At 66.5% G+C, this 25,483-nt stretch carries 18 protein-coding genes and 6 pseudogenes; 13 read left to right on the top strand and 11 right to left on the bottom strand.

What is annotated here, in order from left to right; genetic code table 11:
* The first annotated feature begins 1,069 nt into the window (after positions 1-1,069).
* From OL239_RS13655 to xerD, 9 genes and pseudogenes are all read left to right on the top strand, one after another.
* Positions 1,070-2,113, top strand: a complete 1,044-nt coding sequence (locus OL239_RS13655; protein WP_268909388.1) for a hypothetical protein — start codon at positions 1,070-1,072, stop codon at positions 2,111-2,113.
* Between the two features lie 4 nt (positions 2,114-2,117).
* A pseudogene (locus tag OL239_RS13650) lies at positions 2,118-3,115 on the top strand (HAD-IIA family hydrolase).
* Positions 3,116-3,151: 36 nt separating this feature from the next.
* The gene (locus tag OL239_RS13645) at positions 3,152-3,358 is read left to right on the top strand and encodes a hypothetical protein (RefSeq protein ID WP_268909387.1); all 207 of its coding nucleotides are present in this window, start codon (positions 3,152-3,154) and stop codon (positions 3,356-3,358) included.
* A 4-nt stretch (positions 3,359-3,362) separates the two neighbouring features.
* Positions 3,363-4,256 (top strand): TlyA family RNA methyltransferase, encoded by an 894-nt coding sequence (locus tag OL239_RS13640; protein ID WP_268909386.1) that lies wholly within the window; start codon positions 3,363-3,365, stop codon positions 4,254-4,256.
* Positions 4,257-4,320: 64 nt separating this feature from the next.
* The gene (locus OL239_RS13635; RefSeq protein WP_268909385.1) at positions 4,321-5,295 is read left to right on the top strand and encodes an NAD kinase; all 975 of its coding nucleotides are present in this window, start codon (positions 4,321-4,323) and stop codon (positions 5,293-5,295) included.
* Positions 5,292-7,018 (top strand): annotated as a pseudogene (gene recN, locus OL239_RS13630) (DNA repair protein RecN). The gene OL239_RS13635 and the pseudogene recN overlap by 4 nt, the downstream one beginning before the upstream one ends.
* Before the next feature lie 30 nt (positions 7,019-7,048).
* Positions 7,049-8,743, top strand: coding sequence for a CTP synthase (locus tag OL239_RS13625; RefSeq protein WP_329609415.1), 1,695 nt, complete (start codon positions 7,049-7,051; stop codon positions 8,741-8,743).
* Between the two features lie 6 nt (positions 8,744-8,749).
* Positions 8,750-9,418, top strand: coding sequence for an NUDIX domain-containing protein (locus tag OL239_RS13620; protein WP_268909383.1), 669 nt, complete (start codon positions 8,750-8,752; stop codon positions 9,416-9,418).
* A 388-nt stretch (positions 9,419-9,806) separates the two neighbouring features.
* Positions 9,807-10,748, top strand: coding sequence for a site-specific tyrosine recombinase XerD (gene xerD, locus OL239_RS13615; RefSeq protein ID WP_268911765.1), 942 nt, complete (start codon positions 9,807-9,809; stop codon positions 10,746-10,748).
* A 62-nt stretch (positions 10,749-10,810) separates the two neighbouring features.
* On the opposite strand, the gene OL239_RS13610 is transcribed toward xerD, so the two are convergent.
* Entirely contained in the window at positions 10,811-11,473 is a 663-nt protein-coding gene (locus OL239_RS13610; protein WP_268909382.1) for a TMEM175 family protein, read from the bottom strand.
* Between the two features lie 139 nt (positions 11,474-11,612).
* Between OL239_RS13610 and OL239_RS13605 the strand changes: the two genes are divergently transcribed.
* Positions 11,613-12,101 carry an 8-oxo-dGTP diphosphatase gene (locus OL239_RS13605; protein ID WP_268909381.1) on the top strand — a complete coding sequence of 163 codons (489 nt, stop codon included), beginning with the start codon at positions 11,613-11,615 and terminating at the stop codon, positions 12,099-12,101.
* A gap of 101 nt (positions 12,102-12,202) precedes the next feature.
* Here the strand turns inward: OL239_RS13605 and OL239_RS13600 are convergent, their stop codons facing one another.
* Positions 12,203-12,679, bottom strand: coding sequence for a DUF4188 domain-containing protein (locus OL239_RS13600; RefSeq protein ID WP_268909380.1), 477 nt, complete (start codon positions 12,677-12,679; stop codon positions 12,203-12,205).
* Between the two features lie 81 nt (positions 12,680-12,760).
* On the opposite strand from OL239_RS13600, the gene OL239_RS13595 reads away from it, so the two are divergent.
* On the top strand, positions 12,761-13,459 hold the full coding sequence (locus OL239_RS13595; protein WP_268909379.1) for a MerR family transcriptional regulator: 699 nt from the start codon (positions 12,761-12,763) through the stop codon (positions 13,457-13,459).
* Positions 13,460-13,554: 95 nt separating this feature from the next.
* Here OL239_RS13595 and OL239_RS13590 read toward each other — a convergent pair.
* The 4 genes and pseudogenes from OL239_RS13590 to OL239_RS13575 all read right to left on the bottom strand — a co-directional run bounded on the left by OL239_RS13590 (position 13,555) and on the right by OL239_RS13575 (position 17,947).
* A pseudogene (locus OL239_RS13590) lies at positions 13,555-14,687 on the bottom strand (bifunctional 2-methylcitrate synthase/citrate synthase).
* A gap of 55 nt (positions 14,688-14,742) precedes the next feature.
* Entirely contained in the window at positions 14,743-15,648 is a 906-nt protein-coding gene (gene prpB, locus OL239_RS13585) for a methylisocitrate lyase (protein ID WP_268909378.1), read from the bottom strand.
* A complete protein-coding gene (locus OL239_RS13580; protein WP_268909377.1) occupies positions 15,649-17,166 on the bottom strand; it encodes an MmgE/PrpD family protein in 1,518 nt (505 codons plus the stop codon).
* A 125-nt stretch (positions 17,167-17,291) separates the two neighbouring features.
* Positions 17,292-17,947: pseudogene (locus tag OL239_RS13575) on the bottom strand (GntR family transcriptional regulator).
* A gap of 361 nt (positions 17,948-18,308) precedes the next feature.
* On the opposite strand from OL239_RS13575, the pseudogene OL239_RS13570 reads away from it, so the two are divergent.
* Positions 18,309-20,175: pseudogene (locus tag OL239_RS13570) on the top strand (AMP-binding protein).
* Here the strand turns inward: OL239_RS13570 and OL239_RS13565 are convergent.
* The 5 genes from OL239_RS13565 to OL239_RS13550 all read right to left on the bottom strand — a co-directional run bounded on the left by OL239_RS13565 (position 20,100) and on the right by OL239_RS13550 (position 23,575).
* A complete protein-coding gene (locus OL239_RS13565; protein ID WP_268909376.1) occupies positions 20,100-20,855 on the bottom strand; it encodes a GNAT family N-acetyltransferase in 756 nt (251 codons plus the stop codon). The pseudogene OL239_RS13570 and the gene OL239_RS13565 overlap by 76 nt on opposite strands.
* Positions 20,856-21,031: 176 nt before the next feature.
* Positions 21,032-21,184, bottom strand: a complete 153-nt coding sequence (locus OL239_RS19650) for a hypothetical protein (RefSeq protein ID WP_329609232.1) — start codon at positions 21,182-21,184, stop codon at positions 21,032-21,034.
* A gap of 17 nt (positions 21,185-21,201) precedes the next feature.
* The gene (locus OL239_RS13560; protein WP_329609231.1) at positions 21,202-21,813 is read right to left on the bottom strand and encodes a response regulator; all 612 of its coding nucleotides are present in this window, start codon (positions 21,811-21,813) and stop codon (positions 21,202-21,204) included.
* A complete protein-coding gene (locus tag OL239_RS13555) occupies positions 21,810-22,232 on the bottom strand; it encodes a sensor histidine kinase (protein WP_268909375.1) in 423 nt (140 codons plus the stop codon). The genes OL239_RS13560 and OL239_RS13555 overlap by 4 nt, the downstream gene beginning before the upstream one ends.
* Positions 22,229-23,575 carry a sensor histidine kinase gene (locus tag OL239_RS13550; protein WP_268909374.1) on the bottom strand — a complete coding sequence of 449 codons (1,347 nt, stop codon included), beginning with the start codon at positions 23,573-23,575 and terminating at the stop codon, positions 22,229-22,231. The genes OL239_RS13555 and OL239_RS13550 overlap by 4 nt, the downstream gene beginning before the upstream one ends.
* 186 nt (positions 23,576-23,761) lie before the next feature.
* Here OL239_RS13550 and OL239_RS13545 point away from each other — a divergent pair.
* Positions 23,762-25,111, top strand: a pseudogene (locus tag OL239_RS13545) (cation:dicarboxylate symporter family transporter); the annotation flags it as partial.
* Positions 25,112-25,483 lie beyond the last annotated feature (372 nt).

Raw genomic sequence — 25,483 nt, 5'->3', positions numbered from 1 at the left:
ATCCCGCCTGTTCTGTGCACAGGACTTCTGCGAACCCCGGAGCTGGATCGTGCGTTGCCTGCCTCGGGTCTGTACCCAGGTTCATAGCCCGGCCGGCCTAGGTCCGGAGGGCCGAGGTGGCAAGACTCACCTAATCCCTTTGCAGCTTCACCGGAGGGGATGACCATCGCCGAACGTACCTGGACTAGAATCAGACTGTGCCTGTTTAGGCCCCCAAACTTTAGAACCGACTTTTATATATCCATAGTGACGAGCGACTGCAGTAAATTCCGTTGGTCGGCTCACGACGAGAGGAACTCACCAGCATGTCAGAGCAAAACAACAGGGATCAGCGCGGCGCCGGAAACAACGCCGCCGGCAGCAGTAGCTCGTCAGGCAAGCGGGATGACCGCGGACGCCCCGCCACGAATGACCGGAACGCTCCTAAGCGTTTCGAAGACCGGAAGCCCTCCTTCGGGGGCCGGCCCGCGCGTGATGGTGAGCGGAAGTCCTTTGGCGACCGGGGCGCGTCCTCGGACCGCAAGCCGTACTCGAAGGACCGCAAGCCGACGTTTGGTGACCGGCCTGCCCGCGGTGGCGATGACCGTCGTCCGGCCCGTGATGGTGAGCGGAAGCCGTTCCCTGAGCGCAGCGGTGAGCGTAAGCCCTTAGCGACCGCGGCGATCGTAAGCCGTCGTTTGGTGGCGACGATCGTCGTCCGCCGCGTGATGGTGAGCGGAAGCCGTTCTCTGAGCGCAGCGGTGAGCGGAAGTCCTTTGGTGACCGGAAGCCGTCGTTTGGCGACCGTCCGGCGCGTGGCGGTGACCGTAAGCCGTCGTTTGGTGGCGACGATCGTCGTCCGCCGCGTGATGGTGAGCGGAAGCCGTTCTCTGAGCGCAGCGGCGAGCGGAAGTCTTTCGGCGACCGCAAGCCGTCTTTCGGCGACCGCAAGCCGTCGTTCGGCGACCGCAAGCCGTCGTTCGGCGACCGTCCGGCGCGTGGCGGGGATGACCGCCGTCCGGCCCGTGTCAACGACCGTAAGCCGTCCTTCTCCAAGGACCGTCCGGCCCGGGGCGAGGATGCACCGGTTGTGGAGCACAAGCACAACGCCCGTGACCTGCGCAGTGCCAACCGTCCCGACCGTGAGCGTTCACCCGAGATCGATGACGACGTCACAGGCCAGGAGCTGGACAAGGTCACGCGCGCCCAGCTGCGTGTCCTGGAGGAAGTGAACGGCGAGTGGGTTTCCAAGCACCTCGTCATGGCCGGACGCCTGATCGACATCGATCCGGAACTTGCCTTCCAGCACGCGCTGGCTGCCAGCCGCCGCGGCGGACGCATGGCGGCAGTGCGCGAAGCCGTTGCCCTGACCGCATACGCGTCCGAGCACTTTGGTGAAGCGCTGCGCGAATTCCGCACGTACCGCCGTATTAGCGGCTCCAATGCCTACTTGGCGATGATGGCCGACTGCGAACGCGGACTCGGGCGTCCGGACCGTGCCCTGGATATCGCCCGTTCCGACGAGGCGAAAGAATTGGACACTGCCGGCCAGGTGGACATGGCCATCGTGGCCTCGGGCGCCCGGATGGACATGGAACAGTACGATGCCGCCGTGACTGCCCTGGAAATCCCGCAGCTGGACAAGAACCGTGCGTTCTCCTTCAGCCCGCGCCTGTTCCGGGCCTACGGTGACGCACTGGAACTTGCCGGCCGTAACGAAGAAGCCGAACAGTGGCGCAGCCGTGCCCTGTTGGCCGAAAAGGCCCTGGGCATCGGCGAGTTTGCCGAGCCGGACATCTTTGACCTCGACGATGAAGAGGAGAAGCCGGAGAAGCCGCGCCGCGGCCGTGAAGACCGCGACGGCGACAACCGCGGTGAACACCGCGGCGCCGAGCGTTCGGACACTCCCTTCGCCGCTCCCGCGGAAGCCGAGCCCGCAGATGCCGGCGGTGAGCTGGAACTGAGCGACGACGTCGACACCCTGCCGTCGGACGACCAGGAAGGCATCATCGGCGTCCTCGAAGCCGAAGAAGACGACGACAACAACAACGTTGAGCTGCACGACGACGGCAACGACAACGACGAGTTCTCCGCCGACGCACCTGCCGGTGACGTTGACGAGGAACGCGCGTAGCTCCATGGCGAACACACCGCTGATTGCCGGGTACGACGCCGTTCTTTCCGATCTCGACGGCGTCGTGTATGCCGGGCCGCACGCCATTGCGGGAGCCGTTGAGGCGCTGCAGCGCCTCGAAAGCGCCGGAGTCCAGCTGGCATACGTCACGAACAACGCATCGCGCTCCTCGGAAACGGTGGCAGCGCATTTACAGGAGCTGGGTGCCCCGGCAACAGCGGAAACCGTGTTTGGATCGGCGCAGGCCGGTGCCGAACTGCTGGCCGGGCAGGTGCCTGCCGGCGCCCGGTCCTGGTGACCGGAAGCGCCTGGCTGACCGACCAGGTCCGCGAACAGGGCTTGGTGCCCGTGAACTCCGCCGATGACAGGCCCAACGCCGTCATCCAGGGGTTCGACCCCGGGCTGGGCTGGAAAGACCTGGCGGAGGCCGCCTTTGCCGTGGAGCGCGGCGCCGTGTGGGTGGCCACCAATACCGACATGTCCATTCCGCAGGCGCGGGGGATCGCCCCGGGCAACGGAACGCTGGTGGCTGCCGTTGCGGCCGCCACCGGGAGGACACCGCTGGTGGCCGGCAAGCCCGAGGCCCCGTTGTTCCTCACGGCCGCACGGCATCTGGCGGCGGACGCTCCGCTCGTGGTCGGTGACCGCTTGGACACCGACATCCTCGGCGGCAATAACGCCGGGTTCGCAACGGCGTTGGTGCTTACCGGCGTCGACACGCCCCAGACCGTCCTGGCCGCCCGCACGCAGGAACGGCCCACCTATCTGCTGGCAGACCTTGACGCCCTGTACTCGCCCTACCCGGCCGTGGAGGCCCGGGACGGCGGATACAGCTGCGGAACTTCCACGGCCCGGGTCTCCGGGGACACTGTGGAGATTTCCGGAGACAGCAGCAACCTGGACAGCTGGCGCGCGGCGTGCGCAGCATGGTGGAACGCGCACCCGGATGAGGAAAAAGCCACTACACCCGCCCTCAACTGGACTGTCACCCCCGGCGGATAAGCTGGTGGCAAACGTCGGAGAGGGGAGGGCAGCGGGTTGACTGAGAACGCAGGCGAACAGCGTCCGGCCGGGCACAGCTGGCCTGAGCCGCGGGCAGAAACCGCGGACCCTGCGGTCAATGCCGCCCTGGCACCGCTGCGCACTCTGGCAGCGGCCCCCGTCTCCGGGCATCACAGTATGTACAGCGCGCTCCACGACCGCCTGCTGGCTGAACTGAACACCGAACCGCCAGAGGAGCGCTAGAGAAGTGGCAAGACTTGACCAGGAACTGGTGACCAGGGGACTGGCCCGTTCCAGGACCCACGCGGCCAAGCTGATCGCAGCGGGACGGGTCCTCCGGGCCGGCGTCGCTCTGGGCAAAGCCTCGGCCACCGTCGGTGCGGAAGATGTACTTTCGGTGATCGACGACGGCGCTCCGGATTACGTTAGCCGCGCCGGCCACAAGCTGGCCGGAGCCCTTGACGCCTTTCCTGCGGTTCGCCCTGAAGGGCTGCGCTGCCTGGACGCCGGAGCATCCACCGGGGGATTCACCGACGTCCTCCTGCGGCGGGGCGCCAAGCAGGTGGTGGCCGTCGACGTCGGACACGGACAACTGGTGGACACACTGCGCGCCGACGCCCGCGTGGATGTCCACGAGGGACTGAACGTCCGGTACCTGGAGCCCGGCCGGATCGGAGGACCTGCGGACCTGACCGTCGCCGACCTATCCTTTATTTCACTCACCATGGTGCTTGCTCCGCTGGCGGCAGCAACGCGCCCGGGCGGAAGCCTGCTGCTCATGGTCAAGCCACAGTTCGAGGTGGGCCGTGAGAAGCTGGAAAAGGCCGGCGTCGTCCTGGATCCGCAGAAGCACCGGATGGCGGTTGCCCGGGTCGTGGAGTCGGCTCTGACCGAAAATCTCCGCATCGCCGGCCTGGCCCGCAGCCCGCTGCCGGGCCAGAACGGCAACGTTGAGTTCTTCCTCTGGCTGCACGTGCCGGAGCCGGGCGCGGAGTCCGGAACGCCGGCCGGTGATGCACAGGCCGAAGCCCGCCGTTTGGTGGATGAGGCCTTTGGCGGGTTTGATGGAGCCGGACCGAAACCCGCAGCGGACCGCCAAACAGGCGAAACCGGCGCCGCGGAAGCGGCCGCGGGAGACTGACGACAGAGCACTGACGGCGGGGTTCCAACCAGCTCCTCCGGGAGCGGAAGAGGATGTTACGGACATGAGCAGACGGATACTTGTGCTGGCCCACACCGGCCGGCAGGCTGCCATGTCTGCCGCCCAGGAGGCCTGCACTCAGCTGCACGCCTCCGGACTGACCCCGGTCATGCGCCGCCGGGACCTGGAAGACATCCAAGCCGTATACGGCGTCCTGACTGCGCCCACCGAAATCCTGACCGAAGACGTCGAACTCGACGGAGTGGACCTGGTGATGGTCCTGGGCGGAGACGGCACCATCCTGCGTGCCGCGGAACTGGTCCGCGGCACCGACGTGCCCCTGCTCGGGGTGAACCTCGGGCACGTTGGCTTCCTCGCGGAGAGCGAACGCGCAGACCTCGCACAGACAGTGCACTGGGTAGTGGAGCGCGCCTACACCGTCGAAGAACGCATGACCATCGATGTCCGGGTCTGGTTCGGGGACCGGTTGATCGCCCACACCTGGGCCCTGAACGAGGCCGCCATTGAAAAGGCCGACCGCCAGCGGATGCTCGAAGTGGTTGTGGAGGTGGACGCCCGGCCGATCAGTTCCTTCGGGTGTGACGGCGTGGTCCTCGCCACCCCCACCGGATCCACCGCGTACTCCTTCTCCGCCGGAGGCCCCGTGGTGTGGCCCGAAGTTGAAGCCCTGCTCATCGCTCCGATCAGCGCCCATGCGCTCTTCGCCCGGCCGCTCGTGGTCGCGCCCACTTCGATTCTGGCTGTGGAAATCCTCACCCGGACCGACGCCGCCGGCGTGCTGTGGTGCGACGGCCGGCGGAGCGTGGAACTGCCGCCGGGAGCACGCGTGGAAGTGACCCGCTCGGAGATTCCGGTCCGCCTCGCCCGAACACATGCGACGCCGTTCTCGGAGCGGCTGGTCCGCAAGTTCCAGCTGCCCACCCAGGGCTGGCGCGGCCCGGTGGGCGGCGCGGGAGAGCTTTCGGGAAGCGTGGAACTCACGCCCCGGACGGCGGAGAGCGGAGGGCTGAACGCATGATCGAAGAAATCCGCATCCGCGACCTCGGCGTCATCACCGATGCCACCCTGGAGCTCGGTCCCGGGTTCACCGTGGTCACCGGTGAAACCGGCGCGGGAAAACGATGGTCATCACGGCTCTGGGCATGCTCCTGGGGGCCCGGACCGACGCCGGGGCCGTCCGCACCGGAGCCAAGGCGGCACTGGCGGAAGCCCTGGTTCGCCTGCCCCCGGACAACGCCGCAGTGGCCCGCGCCGAAGACGCAGGCGCGGAGCTGGAGACGTACGACGGCGTGACCGAGCTGATGCTGGCCCGCACGGTGAATGCCGCCGGGCGCAGCCGTGCGCACGTGGGCGGACGCTCCGCACCGGTCGGGGTGCTGGCCGAAGTCGGCCAGCACCTGGTGGCGGTGCACGGACAGTCGGACCAGCTCCGGCTCAAGAGCACCGTGGCCCAGCGTGAAGCCCTGGACAAGTACGCCGGGCCGGCCCTGGCCGCGGCGCTGTCCGCCTACCAAACCGATTACGCACGCTGGCGGGCGGCGGTCACGGAACTGTCCACGCTGCGCGACCAGGCCCGGGAACGGCTCCGGGAAGCGGAATACCTTGCGGCGTCGCTGGAGGAGATCGACGCCCTGGAGCTGCTGCCGGGGGAGGACGAAACCCTCAAGACCGAGGCCACCCGGCTGAACAACTTCGAGGAACTGCGCACCGCAGCGGTGGGCGCCCATCAGGCCCTGATCGCCGGTGACTTTTCCGACGGCTCCGACGCCACCTCCCTTGTGGACAGCGCCAAGCGGCAGCTGGAACTCGCCGGTGAGCACGACCCCGCCCTGGCTGAATCCGCGAAGCGGCTGGCTGAGGTGGGCTACATCCTGGCCGACATCGCCACCGAGCTGGCCAGCTACAGCGCTTCCCTGGACGGCGAAGGCCCGGAACGGCTGGCCGAGGTGGAATCGCGCCGGGCGGAAATCTCCGCCCTCATCCGAAAGTTTGCCCCCTCCGTGGACGAGGTCCTGGCCTGGGCGGACGCCAGCCGCATCCGGTTGGCTGAACTCGGGGACGACAGCTCCCGGATCGAGGCGCTGGAGGCGGAGATCACCGAGCTCCAGGCGTCCCTGATGACGGCTGCGGCAGAGCTGACCAAGCTGCGCACGGAAGCGGCAGTCGACCTTGCCCGGCGGGTCAGCGATGAGCTCTCCGCCCTGGCCATGGCCAACGCCAACCTGCTCATCGACGTCACCCCCGTCGAAGAGCTCAGCGTCCACGGAGCCGACGCGATTACGTTCCTCCTGCAGCCGCACCCCGGAGCGCCGGCCCGGCCGCTGGGCAAGGGAGCCTCCGGCGGCGAACTCTCCCGTGTGATGCTGGCCATTGAAGTTGTCTTGGCCGCGGTTGATCCGGTACCCACCTTCATTTTCGACGAGGTCGACTCCGGCGTCGGCGGCAAGGCAGCCGTTGAGATCGGCCGCCGGCTGGCCATGCTGGCCCAGCACGTGCAGGTCATCGTGGTGACCCACCTGCCGCAGGTGGCAGCGTTTGCCGATCATCACATCCGGGTCATCAAGATGTCGGAGACGGGGGATGATGGAAGCGGCGTCACCGCCAGCGATGTCACTGTCCTGGATGATGCCGAGCGGGTCAAGGAACTTGCCAGGATGCTCGCAGGCCAGGAGGACTCCGAGTCCGCCCGGGCACACGCCGTCGAACTCCTGGCCGCGGCGGGACACCCGCCGCACGAATAGTCCGATGAATTCCAAGTGGATCTACAAAAGGTGATAGGCTCGAACTCCGTGGTGCAGCGATCAAATTCCAGGTTTCCCAAGTCGTCTTCTACGACCAAACACATCTTCGTCACCGGTGGCGTGGCGTCCTCACTCGGTAAGGGACTGACAGCGTCAAGTCTCGGCCATCTGTTGAGGTCGCGCGGCATAGCGGTGACCATGCAGAAGCTCGATCCCTACTTGAATGTGGATCCGGGCACGATGAACCCCTTCCAGCACGGCGAGGTCTTCGTGACCGACGACGGCGCCGAGACGGACCTCGACATCGGACACTACGAGCGTTTCCTTGACGAGAGCCTCGACGGCTCCGCCAACGTGACCACCGGCCAGGTCTATTCCACGGTTATCGCCAAGGAGCGCCGCGGCGAATACCTCGGCGACACCGTCCAGGTCATTCCGCACATCACCGACGAGATCAAGCGCCGGATGCGCCTGCCCTCCGAGGCGAAGAAGACCCCCGACGTCATCATCACCGAGATCGGCGGCACGGTTGGCGACATCGAGTCCCAGCCCTTCCTGGAAGCAGCACGCCAGGTGCGCCAAGACATCGGCCGGAACAACGTCTTCTTCCTGCACGTCTCCCTGGTGCCGTACATCGGTCCGTCCCAGGAACTGAAGACCAAGCCGACGCAGCACTCCGTGGCTGCCCTCCGGTCCATCGGCATCCAGCCCGATGCCATTGTTATCCGCTCGGACCGGCCGGTTCCCGATGCCATGCGTGCCAAGATCGGCCGCATGTGCGACGTCGACGTGGACGCTGTCGTCGGCTGCCCGGATGCGCCGAGCATCTACGACATTCCGAAGACCCTTCATTCCCAGGGCCTGGACGCGTACATCGTCCAGCACCTGGACCTGAAGTTCAAGGACGTCAACTGGACCAAGTGGGACAAGCTCCTCGAGTCCGTCCACAACCCCAAGCACCACGTGAACATTGCCCTCGTGGGCAAGTACGTTGACCTGCCCGACGCCTACCTCTCCGTGACCGAGGCTCTGCGTGCCGGCGGCTTCGCCAACAAGACCAAGGTCAACATCCGCTGGGTGCCCTCGGATGACTGCTCGACGCCGGAAGGCGCCGCAGAGGCACTGGGTGATGTTGACGCCATCTGTGTTCCCGGCGGCTTCGGCATCCGTGGCCTGGAGGGCAAGCTCGGCGCCCTGACGTACGCCCGGGAAAACAAGCTCCCGACGCTGGGCCTGTGCCTGGGCCTGCAGTGCATGGTCATCGAGTACGCCCGCAACGTCGTTGGCCTGGAAGGCGCGTCCTCCTCGGAGTTCGACCCGGACACCAAGTTCCCGGTCATCGCCACCATGGCGGAGCAGAAGCACATTGTCTCCGGCGAGGGCGACATGGGCGGCACCATGCGCCTGGGCCTGTGGGACGCGAAGCTCGAAGAGGGCTCCGTCGTTGCCAAGACCTACGGGAAGACGGCAGTGGCTGAACGCCACCGCCACCGCTACGAGGTCAACAACGAGTACCGCGGCCAGATCGCCGAGGCAGGCCTGTCCTTCTCCGGCACCACGGTTGACGGCGGACTCGTGGAGTTCGTTGAACTTCCGGCTGACGTGCACCCGTACTACGTCTCCACGCAGGCGCACCCGGAGCTCAGCTCCCGTCCCACGCGCCCGCATCCGCTCTTCGCCGGTCTGGTGAAGGCCGCCCTGGCCCACCAGAACGGGAAGGGCTAACACCCCATGAGCGAGACCAGAGGGTTCGCCGACGAACAGAGTCCCCGCCGCCTGCTGAGTTCCTCCGTGGAATACACCGGGCGGGTCTGGGATGTGGTCAGCGACAAGTTCCAGCTGACCGACGACGGCGAACCCCTGGTCCGCGACTACATCCGCCACCCGGGGGCGGTGGCTATCCTGGCCCTGAACGACGCGGGCCAGGTGCTGCTGATCAACCAGTACCGGCACCCGGTGCGGATGACCCTGTGGGAGATCCCTGCCGGACTGCTGGACATCGACGGCGAAGACTTCCAGGTCGGCGCCGCCCGGGAACTGGCCGAGGAGGCCGACATCCAGGCGAGTGAATGGAACGTCCTCACCGACCTGTTCCTGTCACCCGGTTCGTCCCGCGAAGCCCTGCGCATTTACCTGGCCCGGGGGATTACCGAGGTTCCCGAAGCGGACCGCCACGTGCGCACCCATGAGGAAGCGGAAATCCGCACCATGTGGGTGGACCTGGACGATGCCGTGCAGGCGGCTCTGGACGGCCGGATGCACAGCCCCTCCGCGGTGGCCGGCGTGCTCGCTGCGGCGGCCGCACGTCCCTCGGGGTTCACGAACCTGCGGCCGGGCGACGCCCCCTGGCCCGAACACCACTCCCAGCACTCAACCTGGCCCCAGGGCCCCGTTCTTTAGGACCGCAGACCGCTATGGCCGCCTCCGATCTACCTGCCGGCGGACACTCTCCTGCACCGGTGCCCCCGGTACACCCCGGTACTGCGGCGCCGGAGGCCCCCTCCAACGCGCCGTTCAATGACACGGTGGCGTTCGATTTCTCCCCGCTGAACAAAACCCTTCGGCTCGATTCTCCGGCCGAACTGCTGCGGGCCGCACTGGCCGAAGACAAAGCCACCGGCCAATCAGGCGGCGGTGGAACTGTTCCGGGAGCCGGGGGCCAGGCCGCCGCGGCGGAAAACCCGGCAGACCCCGGGCGCCCGCTGCCTCGGATAAAGCTCCTGCGGCAGCCGGCAAGGCTCCGGCGACCAAGGCTCCGGCGACCAAGGGTCCGTCCGCCGCCGATGAGCTGCGCGCCACCGCCGTCGGACGCGCCATCGGCGGTTACCTGCAGCACATGGCCGTGGAACGGGGTCTGGCCGTCAACACCCTGGACGCCTACCGCCGGGACCTGCTGCGTTACGCCCGTTTCCTCGCCACCCGCGGTGTGGAGGATGTGGCCCGCATTTCCCGGCACGATGTCACCGCCTTTGCGCAGTCCATCGTCGAAGGATCCGACGGCGCCTCCGCACTGAGCGTGCGGTCGGCGGCGCGCACCGTCGTCGCGGTACGCGGGCTGCATAAGTTCTGGGCCCTGGAAGGCCTCACCACCGCTGACCCGGCCGCAGACGTCCATCCGCCGCTGCCTGGCAAGCGGCTGCCCAAAGCCATCAGCGTCAACGAAGTCACCCGGATCCTTGAAGCGGTCAACACCGAGACCCCCACCGGACTGCGTGACCGTGCTCTGCTCGAGTTCCTGTACTCCACGGGTGCGCGCATTAGCGAGGCCGTCGGCCTGGACATTGATGACCTGTCCCTGGAGCGTATTCCGGCCAACGGGCCCGACGTCGTCCGGCTGTTCGGCAAGGGCTCCAAGGAACGCCTGGTGCCGCTGGGGTCCTATGCCGCCCGCGCCCTGGACGAGTATCTGGTCCGCGGCCGGCCGGCGGCGTCCGTGAAGGGCAAGGGGACTCCCGCGCTGTTCCTGAACGCCCGCGGCGGCCGGCTGAGCCGGCAGAGCGCGTGGACGATCCTGAAAAATGCTGCCGAAAAGGCCCAGATCGGCCGGGACGTATCTCCGCATACGCTGCGGCACTCCTTTGCCACCCACCTGCTCGAGGGCGGGGCCGATGTCCGGGTGGTCCAGGAGCTGCTGGGGCATGCCTCGGTGACCACCACCCAGGTGTACACACTGGTGACCGCTGAAACCCTGCGCGAGGTTTACGCCGCCGCGCACCCCCGCGCGCTGTAGGCGCTCCGCCCGTCCGTACCGCGGAGCGTTGCCGCAGGCGCTCCGCACGGGTGCCTTTCGGATCAGCTGCCTTGCGCAGCCGCTGTACCGGCCGGCGGCGGCTCTGCCGGGACAATATATCTGCCCGCCACCGGACTGGCAATTACCAGGATGGCCCATACCAGTCGTCCGGGAACCGGCCCGGCCAGGAAAATTACCGGGATCGAGGCCAGGAAGACGGCCGGCACTGTCAGATGCAACAGGGTTTGGGCGGGCCCGGTTCTTTGCATGGAGGGGATTTGTCCGTGCTTCCTCGCGCTCAGGTAGAGGAGAGTCTGGGACAGTGAGGCGAGAGCGATATTGAGCGCGTAGAGGGCAGTTGGCAGGGGGAGTCCCGCGGTTGCCGGGTCACTGGTTCCCTGTGTGCTGAAGGGAAGCAGGATGATGAAAAAGCTCGCGGTGATGTTCCAAATGACAATCCGCGGGCTCATCCGGGTTACGGCCGACATGTACCGGAAGTTCACCCGCCAGAAGGTCGCAATCACCACGAAACTGAGCAGGAAACCGAACAGCTGGCCGACGATTCCGGAGTTCCAGACGCCGGCAGGGCTTTGCCAGGCCTCCGCCGCCGGAAGGTCGACGTTGGTAACCAGCAGGGTGATGGCGAATCCGTAGATGGCGTCAAAAAAGGAGACGCCCCGCCCATATTCGACCGAACTGCGGTCAAACGATTGGCTGCTGCTCACCGGACACCACCTCCGCCGTAGGTTGCCACGGATCATCCCACAGAACGGCTGCCCGGTGCGGAGCGCTGCGGTGGGTCCGGTCTGCCCGGCCAGCAGTCCGGCTGCAGCCGGAACAGGAGCCGCGGGGTAGATTGAGGAGATGCTCCAGCCATCCCAAGCCGTCCCCGTGGTCCTGTGTTTCCTGATCCGCGAAACTGTGGAAAGCACGGAAGTCCTGTTGGGCCTGAAGCAGACCGGGTTCGGCATCGGCCGGATTGTCACTCTTGGCGGTCATGTGGAACCGGGGGAGACCCCGGCCCAGGCAGCCGTGCGGGAAGTCTTTGAAGAATCCGGGGTTGTCGTGGCGGAAACGGATCTGGAGCAGGCCGGGACCGTTGAGTTTATGTTCCCGGCCCGCCCGGACTGGGACATGTCCACGGTTGTCTACCGGACCCGGACCTGGGAAGGCGAGCCCGCACCGTCGGCCGAAATCATTCCTGCCTGGTATCCGGTAGGGGACGTTCCTTACGCGCAGATGTGGCCTGACTCGGCGCACTGGATGCCGGAAGTGCTCGCCGGCCGCACCTTCGACGTCGCCATCACCCTGGCGTCCGACAACGAGAGTGTTGCCAGCGTCGTCTTTTCGTGAGTAGCGGCACGTGTTCCCACCCGGGGCGCGGTCCCGCCGGTGGGTCCGGCGGGACCACGTCCCCCCCGCAGGGCAACACAGCGTGGGAACCGGCGCCGGAACTATGCCGCCGCCGGCCCCAGCCGCTCTGCGGCCCGGCTGCCGAAGGCGGCGTCCTGCACTCCGGTGACCTTGGCCAGCCCCGTGGTCGGCATTCCGACGTACATGGATTCAGCCCGGTCCACTACGTATGTCTCGTGCCAAATCCCCACACTGCCGGGTGCCTTGCGGGCAGCCCGGTTGAAGGCGGCCCACGCGGGCCGGTGCTCGGCGTTCGGCTGCGACGCGTAGTCATAGAGCTGCTCTGTGCTTTTCCAGTACTGGATGACCAATGGCCCGCCTGAACCAACCGTCATCCGGTAGCCCAACAGTCCGGACTCCGGATCGGAGGAAAGCTCGGCGAGCATGCGGGGCATGGCCGTGAAGGCCGGAAGCCAAAGGTTCGGTCGCCAAGGTTTATTGATCCGCATACCGATGAGAAAGACCACAAGTGATCCATCGTAGGCGTGGCTTCTGCGCTGGGGGTAGATGTGAGCCATGACGGCTCCCTCCGACTGGATGTCTGGATAGTGATGGTATCCAAACTAGAGAGTTAGACTATCCAGCACAAGGGGGTTCACATGCGCATCTCAGAATTGGCGGAACAGAGCAGTGTTCCGGTGGCCACCATCAAGTACTACCTGCGGATCGGACTGCTCCATGACGGCCGCCTCACCGCGCCCCGCCAGGCGCAGTACGACGACGGGCACGTGGGCAGGCTCCGTCTGATCCGGGCTCTGTTGGGGCCGGGCGGCCTTTCCGTTGCCGAAGCGGGAAAGGTCCTGCAGCAGCTGGACGATCCGCCCGAATCGGCCCATGACCTGCTGGGGATCGCCGCCCACGCGGCTGCGGTGCTGCCGGAGGCCCGGACGAGCCATCCCCGCGCCGATGCCCTGCTGGAAACGTGGGGATGGAGCGTTGATCCCGGGGACCACGATGCCCGCTCCCGGCTGGAACTGGCGCTGCAGGGCCTAAATGACGCAGATTTTGAACCCCCTGAAGGCTTCCTGGACATGTATGCCGCCGTCATGCGGGAGGTGGCCACCCGTGAGGTGGAGGGGGTTCCCCGGAGCAGCCCTGCCGAAGCACTGCGCTACGTCATGCTCGGGACGGTCCTGGTTGAGCCCTTGCTGCTGGCGCTGCGGCGGCTGGCGCATCAGGATGCCTCCGGGCGGATCTTCGCGGCGGACCGTCCGGCGCAGCCGGCGTCCGAACCGGGGCCGGACGCAGAGCGGACCCCGGAGCCGAACGCAGAGCGGACCCGGAGTAGGCGGCTTTAATATTTCCTGCGAGTTCTGCGAGCAGGAAATTTCGTTGCCGCCGTTCCGGGGTCCGCGCAGCGCCCCAGGGCCCGTCAGGCCCATCCGGCCGGAGCCTAACCCACGTGCCGTTCCTCAGCACCGTCATAGGCACTGAGCGGACGGATCAGGGAGTTGGCTTCCAGCTGCTCCATGATGTGCGCGGTCCAGCCGGTAATCCGGGCGGCCACGAACAGCGGGGTGAAGGTGGGCGTGTCAAAACCCATCATGTGGTAGACCGGGCCAGCCGGGTAGTCAAGATTCGGCAGGATGTTCTTGCGCTCACCCATAGCCGACTCCAGTGCCGTGTACAGCTCACCCAGGTCCGCCCGGTCATAGTGCTTGACCATCTTGTCCATGGAGGCCTTCATGGTGGGAACGCGCGAGTCGCCGTTCTTATAGACGCGGTGGCCAAAGCCCATGATCTTCTTCTTGTCGGCCAGAGCCGCGTCCAGCCAGCCCGCGGCATGGCCGGCAACGTCACCCTCGCCGGCACTTTCGGTGATCTCCTCGAACGTGTGCATCACGGCCTCATTGGCACCGCCGTGCAGCGGACCCTTAAGCGCGCCGATGGCACCGGTCACGGCCGAATGCAGGTCCGAAAGCGTGGACGTGATCACGCGGCCGGTGAACGTGGAGGCGTTGAAGGAGTGCTCCGCGTAGAGGATCATCGACACGTTGAACGCTTCCACCACCTCGGGGGCAGCTTCCTCGCCAAACGTCATCCAGAGGAAGTTGGCTGAATAGTCCAGGTCGTCGCGGGGTTCCACCACGTCCTGGCCGCGGCGGCGGCGCTGGTCGTAGGCCACCACTGCCGGCATGGCAGCGAAGAGGCTCACGGATTTTTCCATGTTGGCCTGAACCGAGGAATCGTCGGCCTTTTCGTGCTGTGCACCCAGTACGGATGCCGCGGTGCGGCACACGTCCATGGGGTGGCAGGTGGTGGGCAGGGCATCGATGACGGCCTTCAGTTCCGGGTGAGGGCCCGCTGGGCCCGCTCTCCCGAGGTGAACTCGGCCAGCTGGTCCGCGGTGGGCAGCTCGCCGTTCCAGAGCAGGTAGGCAACTTCTTCGAAGCTGCAGTGAGCGGCCAGCTCCTGGACCGGATAGCCGCGGTACAGCAGTGAGTTGGTTTCCGGGTTGACCTTGGAAATCTTGGTCGTGTCAACGAGGACACCCGCCAGTCCCTTGTGGATCTGATCATCTGTCATAGCGAAAGACTCCTTTGTCGCGGTGGTGGTGCTGCAGTGGATTCCGGCGGAAATGCTAGTGCTTGCCGGGAACCTGGAAGTTGAAGACCGAGGTGTCGAAGCGGTTGTAGGCTTCATAATCCACCAGATCGTACAAACGTGCACGGGTCAGCATGTTGGGGACATCATCCTGCTGGGTGCCCTTGGCCTTGATGGTCTCCAGCGTGCGCTCCGCGGCGCCCATGGCGCTGCGCAGCAGGGTCACCGGGTAGATGACCATGTTCACGCCCACCGAGGCCAGGTCGTCGTAGCTGAAGAGTTCGCTCTTGCCGAACTCGGTCATGTTGGCCAGGATCGGCACGTCGACGGCGTCGCGCATGGCGGCGAATTCCTCCAGCGTTTTCATGGCTTCGGGGAAGATGGCGTCCGCTCCGGCGTCGACCAGGGCACGGGCACGGTCCTGGGCCGCTTCCAGGCCGTCCACGGCGCGGATGTCGGTGCGCGCCATGATGAGGAAATTCGGATCGCGGCGTGCGTCCGCAGCGGCGCGGATCCGTTTTGTGGCCGTGTCCAGGTCCACGACGTTCTTGCCGTCCAGGTGGCCGCAGCGCTTCGGGTTGAACTGGTCTTCAATGTGACAGCCGGCCAGGCCGGCGTTCTCGAGTTCCTGGATGGAGCGTGCCACGTTCATCGGCTCACCGAAACCGGTGTCTGCATCGACGATGGCAGGCAGGTCCGTCATCCGGGCGATCTGCCCGGCGCGGGCGGCCACCTCGGTCAGCGTGGTCAGTCCGATGTCCGGCAGGCCGAGGTCATTGGCGAGGACCGCGCCGGAGATGTAGACGCCGTCGAACCCCTTTTCCTCGATCAGGCGGGCGGACAGCGGGTTGAACGCTCCCGGGAACTGCTGCAGCGTGCCGGAAGCAAGGCCTTCACGGAAGGCGATGCGCTTGGCTTCGGGGGTTACGGAGGAGTACAGCATTTAGAAGAGTCCCTTCGGGGCGTTGGCCGGGTCAATGACGCCGTCGGCTGCAGTGATGTTCAGGGCGTCCAGTTCGCCGGCAGCCAGTTCGGGCAGGCGCTGGACCGTGGTCAGGAACCGCTCGATCTCCGCTTCGGAGACCAGGCCGGCGGCCAGGGTGCGGAACTTGTTGATGTACTGTTCGCGGGCAAACGGCTTGGCGCCCAGTGGGTGCGCGTCGGCGACGGCGATTTCATCTGTGATCACGGTGCCGTCGGCCAGGACGATGGTCACCTTGCCGCCGAACGCCTTCTCGTTGATGTCCAGCGAGTGGTAGCGGCGCGTCCATTCCGGATCCTCCACTGTGGTGACCTTGTGCCACAGTTCCACGGTGTCGGGACGGCCGGCACGCTCGGGGGCGTAGGAATCCACGTGGTGCCAGGAGCCGTCCTGCAGGGCGACGGTGAAGATGTACGGAATCGAGTGGTCCAGGGTCTCGCGGGAGGCGGTGGGATCGTACTTCTGCGGGTCGTTGGCGCCGGAGCCGATCACGTAGTGGGTGTGGTGCGAGGTGGAGATCAGCACGCTTTCCACCTGGGAGGCGTCGGCTGCCGCCGGGTGTTCGCGGTGGATCTTCCGGGCCAGGTCGATCCAGGCCTGGGCCTGGTACTCCGCGGAGTGTTCCTTGGTATAGGTGTCCAGGATGGCGCGCTTGGCTTCGCCGGCTTCGGGCAGCGGCACCTCGTAGGCGGCGTCGGGGCCGTCCAGCATCCAGGCAATGACGCCGTCTTCACCTTCGTAGATGGGGGTGGGGGAGGTCTGCCCGCGCATCGCACGGTCCACGGCTTCGACAGCCATCTTGCCGGCGAAGGCCGGAGCATGGGCCTTCCAAGTGGAGATTTCGCCCTTGCGGGACTGCCGGGTGGCGGTGGTGGTGTGGAGGGCCTGGCCCACGGCCTGGAAGATGGTGGCGACGTCGAGGCCCAGCAGGGTGCCGATGCCGGCGGCGGCGGAGGGACCGAGGTGGGCCACGTGGTCGATCTTGTGCTTGTGCAGGCAGATGGCCTTGACCAGGTCCACCTGGATTTCGTAGCCGGTGGCGATGCCGCGGATCAGGTCGGCGCCGGAGGCGCCGGTGTGCTGCGCGACGGCGAGCAGCGGCGGGATGTTGTCACCCGGGTGGGAGTACTCGGCGGCCAGGAAGGTGTCGTGGTAGTCCAGTTCACGCACGGCGACGCCGTTGGCCCAGGCGGCCCATTCCGGCGAGGTCTTCTGCTCGACGCCGAACACGGCTGAGCCCTTGCCGTGCGCGGACGGGGAGAAGGACAGCGCCTGGGCGCGGGCGGCGACGATGGGCGCGCGGTTCAGGGAGGCGATGGCCACCGACGCGTTGTCGATGATGCGGTTGATGACCATATCCGTGACCTCATCGGTGACGGCGACGGGGTCGGCGGCGACCTCGGCGATCTTGTAGGCCAGCTGGTCTTCGCGGGCCAGGTTTTCATCGCTGCGGTGGACCCGCACCTTGTGGAGATTCATTGTGTGTCCTTTCGGGACGGTCAGGGTTTTCGGAGGAAGTTGGGGAATTGCCGCGCCTGCGGCTGCTGCCGGGGTGCCGGTTCAGGTGAGCCGTTCCAGGGAGGCGGTCCTGCAACAGGCCGGTGTCAGCCCGGCGGGCCGGCGGCAGCCAGGAAGTGCTCCAGGCTCTTGTGCAGGTGGACCGAAGTGGCAGCAGCGGCCAGGGCAGGATCCCGGGCCGCAATCGCTGCGGCGATGGTGGCGTGTTCACCGGCCGTAGCCAGCAGCCGTTCGGGATTGTCCTTTGCCAGGCGGCGCACGCGGGCCAGGTGCAGCCGGACGTTCGCCAATGCCTGGGTGAGGTAGGTGTTTGCCGCTGCCGCATCAATGGCTACGTCCAGCCGGGCGACCAGGGCGTAGTAGTCCGCGCGGGACGGATCGGCTGCTGCGGTGTCCTGCACGATCAGGCCGGCGGCATTTTCAAACTCCCGCCGGAGCACAGTGAAGGCCTCCGGGTCGCCCCGCTGCGCGGCCAGGGAAGCTGCTTTGCACTCCAGGGCCTGCCGGAGTTCAAACAGCTCACTCACCGTCTGCGGGGAGATGGAGGTGACGACGACGCCGCGGCCATTGTGCGGCGCGGCCAGCCCGTCGGCGGTGAGCCTGCTGATGGCCTCGCGCAGCGGAGTGCGGAAATGCCAAGGCGCTGGGACTGTTCCACTTCGCCGAGCACGGTTCCGGGCAGCAGGCGGCCGGTCACGATGTCCTCGCGAAGCGCCCGGTAGGCGCGGTCACTTGCCCTCACTGACGCTCCCTTCTGCTGCGGGCCGCTCTGGCAGGAAGACCGGTCCGGTTGTGATGTGCCTCATTAGTGTATACACAGTGGGACCTCGGGGAAACCGGAATGGGAAATTCTTGATGTTCTCACGGGGTCATGTATACACAGCGGTGTTGTGGCTTGCACTTCAACTGACCTAGGGTGATGGCTATCACATCCGAATCGAGGAGGATTCATGAGCTCTGGCCTGGATGCAGGAAATGAAACGGCGGAAGCCGCTGCGCACGGCGGACGCACGGCAGCAGTCACCGCAGCAGGCAGCGCAGCTGGCACCGGTACGGATGGACCCGGCAGCACCGGCGCCTATGCGCAGGCCTACGCGCGCAGCATTGCCGATCCCGAAGGTTTCTGGCTGGAGGCTGCCTCACTGGTGGACTGGGACACGGCTCCGCGGCAGGGCCTGGATGACTCCGCAGCGCCGCTGTACCGGTGGTTCCCCGACGGGATGCTCAATACCAGCTACAACGCCCTGGACCGGCATGTGGACGCCGGGAGGAGGGGACACTGCCCTCATTTATGACTCAGCGATGCTCGGAACCTCCCGGACGCATACCTACAGTGAACTGCTGGCCGAGGTGGAGACCTTTGCCGGAGTACTCCGCGGCCTCGGCGTAGGAGCCGGAGACCGGGTCATCATCTACCTGCCGATGATTCCGCAGGCCGTCATCGCGATGCTTGCCGCAGCCCGGATCGGCGCGGTGCACTCGGTGGTCTTCGGCGGCTTCGCCCCGAAGGAGCTGGCGGCCCGGATCGATGACGCGCATCCCGCCGTCGTCGTCACCGCCAGCGGCGGGCTGGAACCCAAAAGGTCCGTGGAGTACCTGCCCAATGTGGCCGAGGCGCTCGCCGCCGCAGCGCACCGGGTGAACCATGTGGTGGTTGCCGCCCGAAGCGGCTTTGAACACAGCGCCCGGGAATACGACGGCGACGGCGGCACCGCCTGGCACGACTGGGATGCGCTCGCAGCGGAGGCAACACCGGCGGGACCGGTGTCCGTGGCTGCCACCGATCCCCTCTATATCCTGTACACCTCCGGCACCACCGGCGCGCCGAAGGGAGTGGTGCGGGACAACGGCTCCCACGCCGTCGCGCTCGCATGGTCGATGCGCAACATTTACGACGTCGGCCCCGGCCAGGTGATGTGGACCGCCTCCGACGTGGGCTGGGTGGTGGGGCACTCCTACATTGTGTACGCGCCGCTGCTCGCCGGGGCTACCACAGTGCTGTACGAGGGCAAGCCGGTGGGCACGCCCGACGCCGGGGCGTTCTGGCGCGTCGCCGGCCAGCACAAGGTGGATGTCCTGTTCACGGCACCCACCGCGCTGCGTGCGATCCGCAAGGCGGACCCGGAGGCCGCGTTGATGGCCGGCTATGACCTGTCCGGCCTGCGGACGCTGTTCGTCGCGGGGGAGCGGCTGGATCCGGAGACGTTCGCGTGGGCCGGACGGGCGCTGGACATTCCGGTGGTGGATCACTGGTGGCAGACCGAAACGGGCTGGGCGATCTGCGCGAACCCGCTGGGCCTGGAAAAGCTGCCGGTCAAGGCCGGCTCCGCCACTGTGCCGGTGCCGGGTTTCTCCCTGGCAATCGTGGACGGCGAGGGTGCGGAGGTTCCTCCCGGCGAGGAGGGGAACATTGTGCTGCGGCTGCCGCTGCCGCCGGGTACGCTGACCACGCTGTGGGGAAGCGATGACAGGTTCCGGTCCTCGTACCTGGAGATCTTCGAGGGCTGCTACACCACCGGCGATTCCGGTTACGTGGACGAGGACGGCTACGTGTTCATCATGGGCCGCACCGACGACGTCATCAACGTGTCCGGCCACCGGTTGTCCACGGGCGCGATGGAGCAGATTGTGGCGACCCATCCCGCCGTGGCCGAGTGCGCCGTGATCGGAGTGGCGGATTCCCTCAAGGGGCAGCGCCCGTGCGGCTATGTGGTGCTGAAATCCGGGTCGGAACTGGGCGTGGAGGAGCTGCGGGCGGACCTGGTGAAGCTGGTCCGCGAATCAATCGGTCCGGTGGCGGACTTCAAGGACGTGCAGGTGGTGGAGGCGCTGCCCAAGACCCGGTCGGGCAAGATCCTGCGCAAGACGATGCGGCAGATTGCCGACGGCGATGCCTACGCCGTGCCGTCCACCATCGAGGATCCGGGGGTCATCGACGCGCTGCTGCCGCTGCTGCGTCCGGGGAGTTGAACATAGCCGGTAGGAATCCAGTAGCGGCGCTTGCCGTGGGCGGTGCCTTCGAAAACGCCGCCGTTTTTTTCGATGGTCGCCCGGGAAGCGGCATTGTCTTCGTCGCAGGTGAGCAGGACCGAGAGAACTGCCAGCTCCCGGGCGATCGGCAGGGCTTTCTTTAGTGCTTCGGCCGCGTGACCCCTGCGGCGCGCGGAAGGCCGGATGCTGTATCCGATGTGCCCTCCCTCGCGGTGGAGGAAGTCGTTGAGTTCATGCCGGATTGCCAGGGATCCTACAACGGTCTGCCCCTCGGCAACCCATAGGTAGGTGCAGGGCACATGTCCAGGCTTCCTCGGAGTCTCCGGCAGAGCGTCCGCCACGAGTCCGGCAACGAAGTGGCGGAAGGTTTCCGGGTCCCTGAGGGTGTCCAATGGCCAGTCTTCACTTCCGGAGCCGTTGCGGCGGGAGCCCTGGAAGTCCGCGGCGCACTCGAGCCAAGAGCGCTGAAGGTCCGCGTCCGGACGCACAAGGGTAATCATCCGGAAATCGTAGCCGCTGGGGTCCCCGAATCGCGGAGCCGCGCCAGCCAGCCGGAGGGCGCCGCAACGGACGAAGTTCCCATACCGGGGATCACCGGGACGGCTCACCGAACCCTGCACTCTGCCGCTGAGGTTTTCGAGGTCTGTGTCCTTGAACATGCGTCTCCCTGGTTGGGAAGAAGGCCGGGGTGGGAGGCATCAACGGCCTGCTGGTTCGCTTAACGCACCTAAAAAGGATAAGTGCCTGCGCGCGGTCCCGGTACCTGCTGAGGTGAAATCCCCGCGACGGAATGAACTTTTGCAAGGATGATCCCATGCCGTCCCGGCTTGCCGGTTCACCGCCGCCAGAGATACTCCAGCTCCGGCCGCCCCCGGGTGCCGTACCGGGGGGTGCGCAGCACCGCCCGCTGGTCGCCCAGGTACTCCAGATAACGGCGGACGGTAATGCGGGACATGGCCAGCGCGGCGGAAACCTCGCTGGCGGACATCGGGGCCGAGGCGGACTTCAGGAGCTCGAAACCGTCGTCAGGGTATCGGGGGAGAGCCCCTTGGGCAGGTCAGCAGTGACATTGGGCCGCAGCGCGGCCAGGGCCCGGTCGACCTCCGACTGGGTCGCCGAGGCACCCTGCCCGGCCAGGTTCAGGTGATACTCCCGGTAGGTGGCCAGCTTGGCGCTGAACGCCGAATAGGTGAAGGGCTTAATGAGGTACTGGGCGATGCCGGCCGACATGGCTCCGCGCACGACGGCGAGATCCCGCACCGCGGTAATGGCAATGACGTCGGAGGGGACGCCCGCACCCCGGATCCGGCGGAGAACGTCCAGTCCGTGCAGGTCCGGAAGATTCATGTCCAGCAGGATCAGGTGGGCGGCGGTCCCGGCGGCAGGTGCCGGGCCGCCGTCGGACGCCGGGCCGCTGCGTCCGGCAGCGGGCGCGTTGAGGAAGGTGATCGCATCGGTGCCGGAATGCACGACGCCGGCCAGGGAAAACCCGGGGGAGCGCCGCACGTATTCCGCATGCGCCTCGGCGACGATGGGGTCGTCTTCGACCACCAGCACCGTGATGTCCCGCTCTGTGTTCAGTGCCGCATCGTCGTTCATGGGTGCAGCGCCGTTCACGGCTGCCCCGTCCAGGCAGCACGGGGAGTCCTGGCCGCGGCGTCCGTTTGGCGAAGCGGCCCGGCATGGGGCAGCAGAACCGTGAAGCAGGCCCCGCGGCCCGGCTGCCCGCCGGGGTCAAGGTGCAGGGTTCCGCCCAGCCGGAGGACTGCCTGGCGCACCAGCGGCAGCCCGATCCCACGGCCGGTCGCACCGGTGCCCGAGGGCAGCAGCACCTTCGGATCCTTGGTGCTGAAACCCTGGTCAAAGATCCGTTCCGCGTCCAGCTCCGCAATGCCCGGCCCGTTGTCCCGCACCACAATCTCGAACCACGTCCGGCCGCCCCGTTCCACCAGCGCAAAGCCTGCCTCCACCGCGGCGCCGGATCTGCCCTGCACGGCGTCAAAAGCATTGTCGATGAGGTTCCCGACAATCGTCACCAGCTCCCCGGGGTCGAGAGCCGGAGGCTCCCGCTGTCCGGAGCCGCGGAGTCCAGATCGAGGACCAGCGCGATGCCGCGCTCGCGGGCCTGAGCTGTTTTCCCGGTCAGGAGGGCGGCCAGCGCGGGCTCACCGACGGAGGCGACGACGTCGTCGGTCAACTGCTGGGACAGCTCAAGATCACGGGTGGCGAAGTCCAGGGCGTCCTCATGCCGGTCGAGTTCAATCAGCGCCACCAGCGTGTGGAGCCTGTTGGCATGTTCGTGGGCCTGGGCCTGAAGGGCATCGGTCAGCGTGCGCATGGATTGCAGTTCTCCGGTTAAGGCTTCAATATCGGTGTGGTCGCGCAGGGTGGTGACGGTGCCAAAGCGCCGCCCCGGGGATGTTTCCGCGCGGGCCCCGCGGCGGTGGGAAGTGAGCCTGCCGAGCCGGGCGGCGCCGTCGTGCCCCCGTGGAGCCAGCGCGGGGGACTGGTTCACCACCAGGATGCGGTCCCTGGAGAAATGGAACTCGTCCTCGGCGCTCCGGCCTTCATGTAGCAGCGCCGCCAGCGGTGCGGGAAGCCCCAGCGTCCGCGGATCACGGGGAACACCGCGGTTATCGGGAGCGAGTCCCAGCAGTGCGGCAGCCTGATCGTTGTAGAGCACCACGTTGCCGTCATTGTTGAGCAGCACCAGGCCCTCGCGCAGGGAATGCAGTGCCGAGCCGTAAAACGCGAACATGCTCCGCAGTTCGTCCGGGCGCCGGTCCTGGGTGGTGCGCCGCAGGTAGCGGCTCAGCAGATAGGACGCGAGTGCGCCGCAGGCCAGGGCGCCGAGCGCGGTGAGGAGGACCGCCGGCAGTTGCGCGTTGCGGGCGATGGCTACGCGGTCCACGGTGATTCCCGCTGCCACCAGGGCCGTTACCGTGCCGTCGGGACCCAAGACCGGGACGACGGCGCGCACGGAGGGGCCCAGCGTGCCGGCGTACGTTTCGGTGAAGGACTGTCCGTTCAGTGCCTGGTCCACGGAACCGAGGTAGGGCGCGCCGATCTGGTCCCTGCTGCGGTGCGTGTAGCGGGTACGGTCCGGAGCCATGATGGTCAGGAAATCGATGTGGGCTGCGTCCATTACCTTGAGGGCAAAAGGCTGGAGCGTGGTGCTCGGATCCGGTGCGGCCACCGATTCCAGGACGATGGGGTCCGCGGCGACGGTTCCGGCCACGGCGAGCATTCGTTCGGAGGTTTCCTCGTAGCTGTCCTGCTCAGCCTGGAAATAAAGCGTCAGCGACAAGCCCAGCGACAGGCACACGATAAAAACCAGCTGCCCGATAAGCAGCCGGCTGGCCAAACTCCATTTCCGCAATTTTTTCCTTTATGCCCGGTGCTTGAGAACAGTATGACCACAATCGTGACAGTCATCACAAAGCCGGATGACGATGTGTACGACGATCTTCCGTTCCCGGCGATTCACGCATGGCTCCGCACCAAACGGAGAACCGCATCCACGGTGCCGCCCAGGAACACCTTTACCAGCGTAGGAGCAGCACACATGGCATCTGCCACTAATTCCGGAGGCGCCGGCTCACCGAAGAGCCCGCGCAAGAAGGACAGAACACACTTTCTGTACATCGCAGTAATTCTCGCGGTGGTGCTCGGCGCCGCCCTGGGCCTGATGCAGCCTGAATTCGCCAAAGAGCTGAAGCCTGTCGGCACCGCTTTTATCGGGTTGATCAAGATGATGATCGCCCCGGTCATCTTCTGCACAATTGTCCTCGGCATCGGCTCAATCGCCAAAGCGGCAACGGTGGGCAAGGTGGGCGGGCTGGCCCTTGGCTACTTCATCCTGATGTCGACTTTCGCCCTGGCCATCGGCCTGGTCGTGGGAAACCTGATCCACCCGGGTGAGGGCCTGAACATTGCGGCCAGCGCAGAGAGTGCGCCCGAGGTCGCCGAGGACGCCGAAGGCATGGCCGGATTCCTCCTCAGCATCATTCCCACCACGCTGCTGTCCTCGCTGACCGGCGAGAGCATCCTGCAGACCCTTTTCGTTGCCCTGCTGGTCGGATTCGCCCTACAGAAAATGGGCTCGACAGGAGCGCCCCTCCTCACCCTGATCGGGCAGATCCAGAAGCTGGTCTTCCGCATCCTGGGCATGATCATGTGGCTGGCGCCCATCGGCGCCTTCGGCGCGATTGCCGCTGTCGTCGGCGAAACCGGGGTCGAAGCAATCAAGAGCATGGCGGTGCTGATGATCGCCTTCTACATCACCTGTGCCCTGTTCATCGTCATCGTCCTGGGCGGGGTGTTGAAGCTGTGCACCGGAGTGAACATCTTCAAGCTCATGCGCTACCTTGGCCGCGAATACCTGCTGATCTTCTCCACCTCATCCTCCGAGGTTGCCCTGCCGCGCCTGATCGCGAAGATGGAGCACCTGGGTGTGTCCAAGCCCGTGGTTGGCGTGACCGTACCCACCGGGTACTCGTTCAACCTGGACGGCACCGCCATCTACCTCACGATGTCCGCCCTGTTCGTGGCCTCCGCCATGAACATGCCGCTGGAACTCGGCGAGCAGATCTCGCTGCTGGTCTTCATGATCATCGCCTCCAAGGGTGCCGCCGGCGTCACCGGTGCCGGACTGGCCACTCTGGCCGGCGGACTGCAGTCCCACCGCCCGGACCTGGTGGAGGGTGTCGGCCTGATCGTCGGCATTGACCGCTTCATGTCCGAAGCCCGCGCGCTGACCAACTTCACCGGCAACGCCGTTGCCACCGTCCTGATCGGTACCTGGACCAAGGAAATCGACAAGGGCCAGGTCAACGCGGTGCTGAACCGCGAACTTCCGTTCGACGAGTCCACCATGGACGACGGCCACAGCGAGCCTCAGGCTCCCACCGCCGAACCCGAACTGGCAGCAGCGGCAGCCGCTAGGGTTTCTGCCGGGGCACTGCTCCGGCACTTCGGTTCCGATCCGGTTCCCTTGGGGGTCAGCCAGGCCCCTTATACCGAAGGGCGTTCCCGCAGTTTCTGCGGGAGCGCCCTTCGGTGTTTGGCGGCCTGGTCGGGATGCACGTCCGCCGGACGGTGTCTCCGGAGAATAGGCTCCCTTCCTTCCGGAGGGGGTGACCTCATACCAAGAGCGACACCAACTGCGGGAGCAAGGACGAATCCCCGCGACTCGATGCCCGCGATGAGATTCGGCCGTTCCCTGCCCGCAGCTGGGTCAATTTCGAGGGCATGCTTTTAGGAGAATCGGTCGCTGGGCGCAGTGCCC

The sequence above is a fragment of the Arthrobacter sp. ATA002 genome (genome assembly GCF_026898095.1).
Classification (GTDB): domain Bacteria; phylum Actinomycetota; class Actinomycetes; order Actinomycetales; family Micrococcaceae; genus Arthrobacter_B.
Note: the sequence above shows the minus strand (reverse complement) of the source record. Positions and strands in the feature narration are given on the sequence as shown.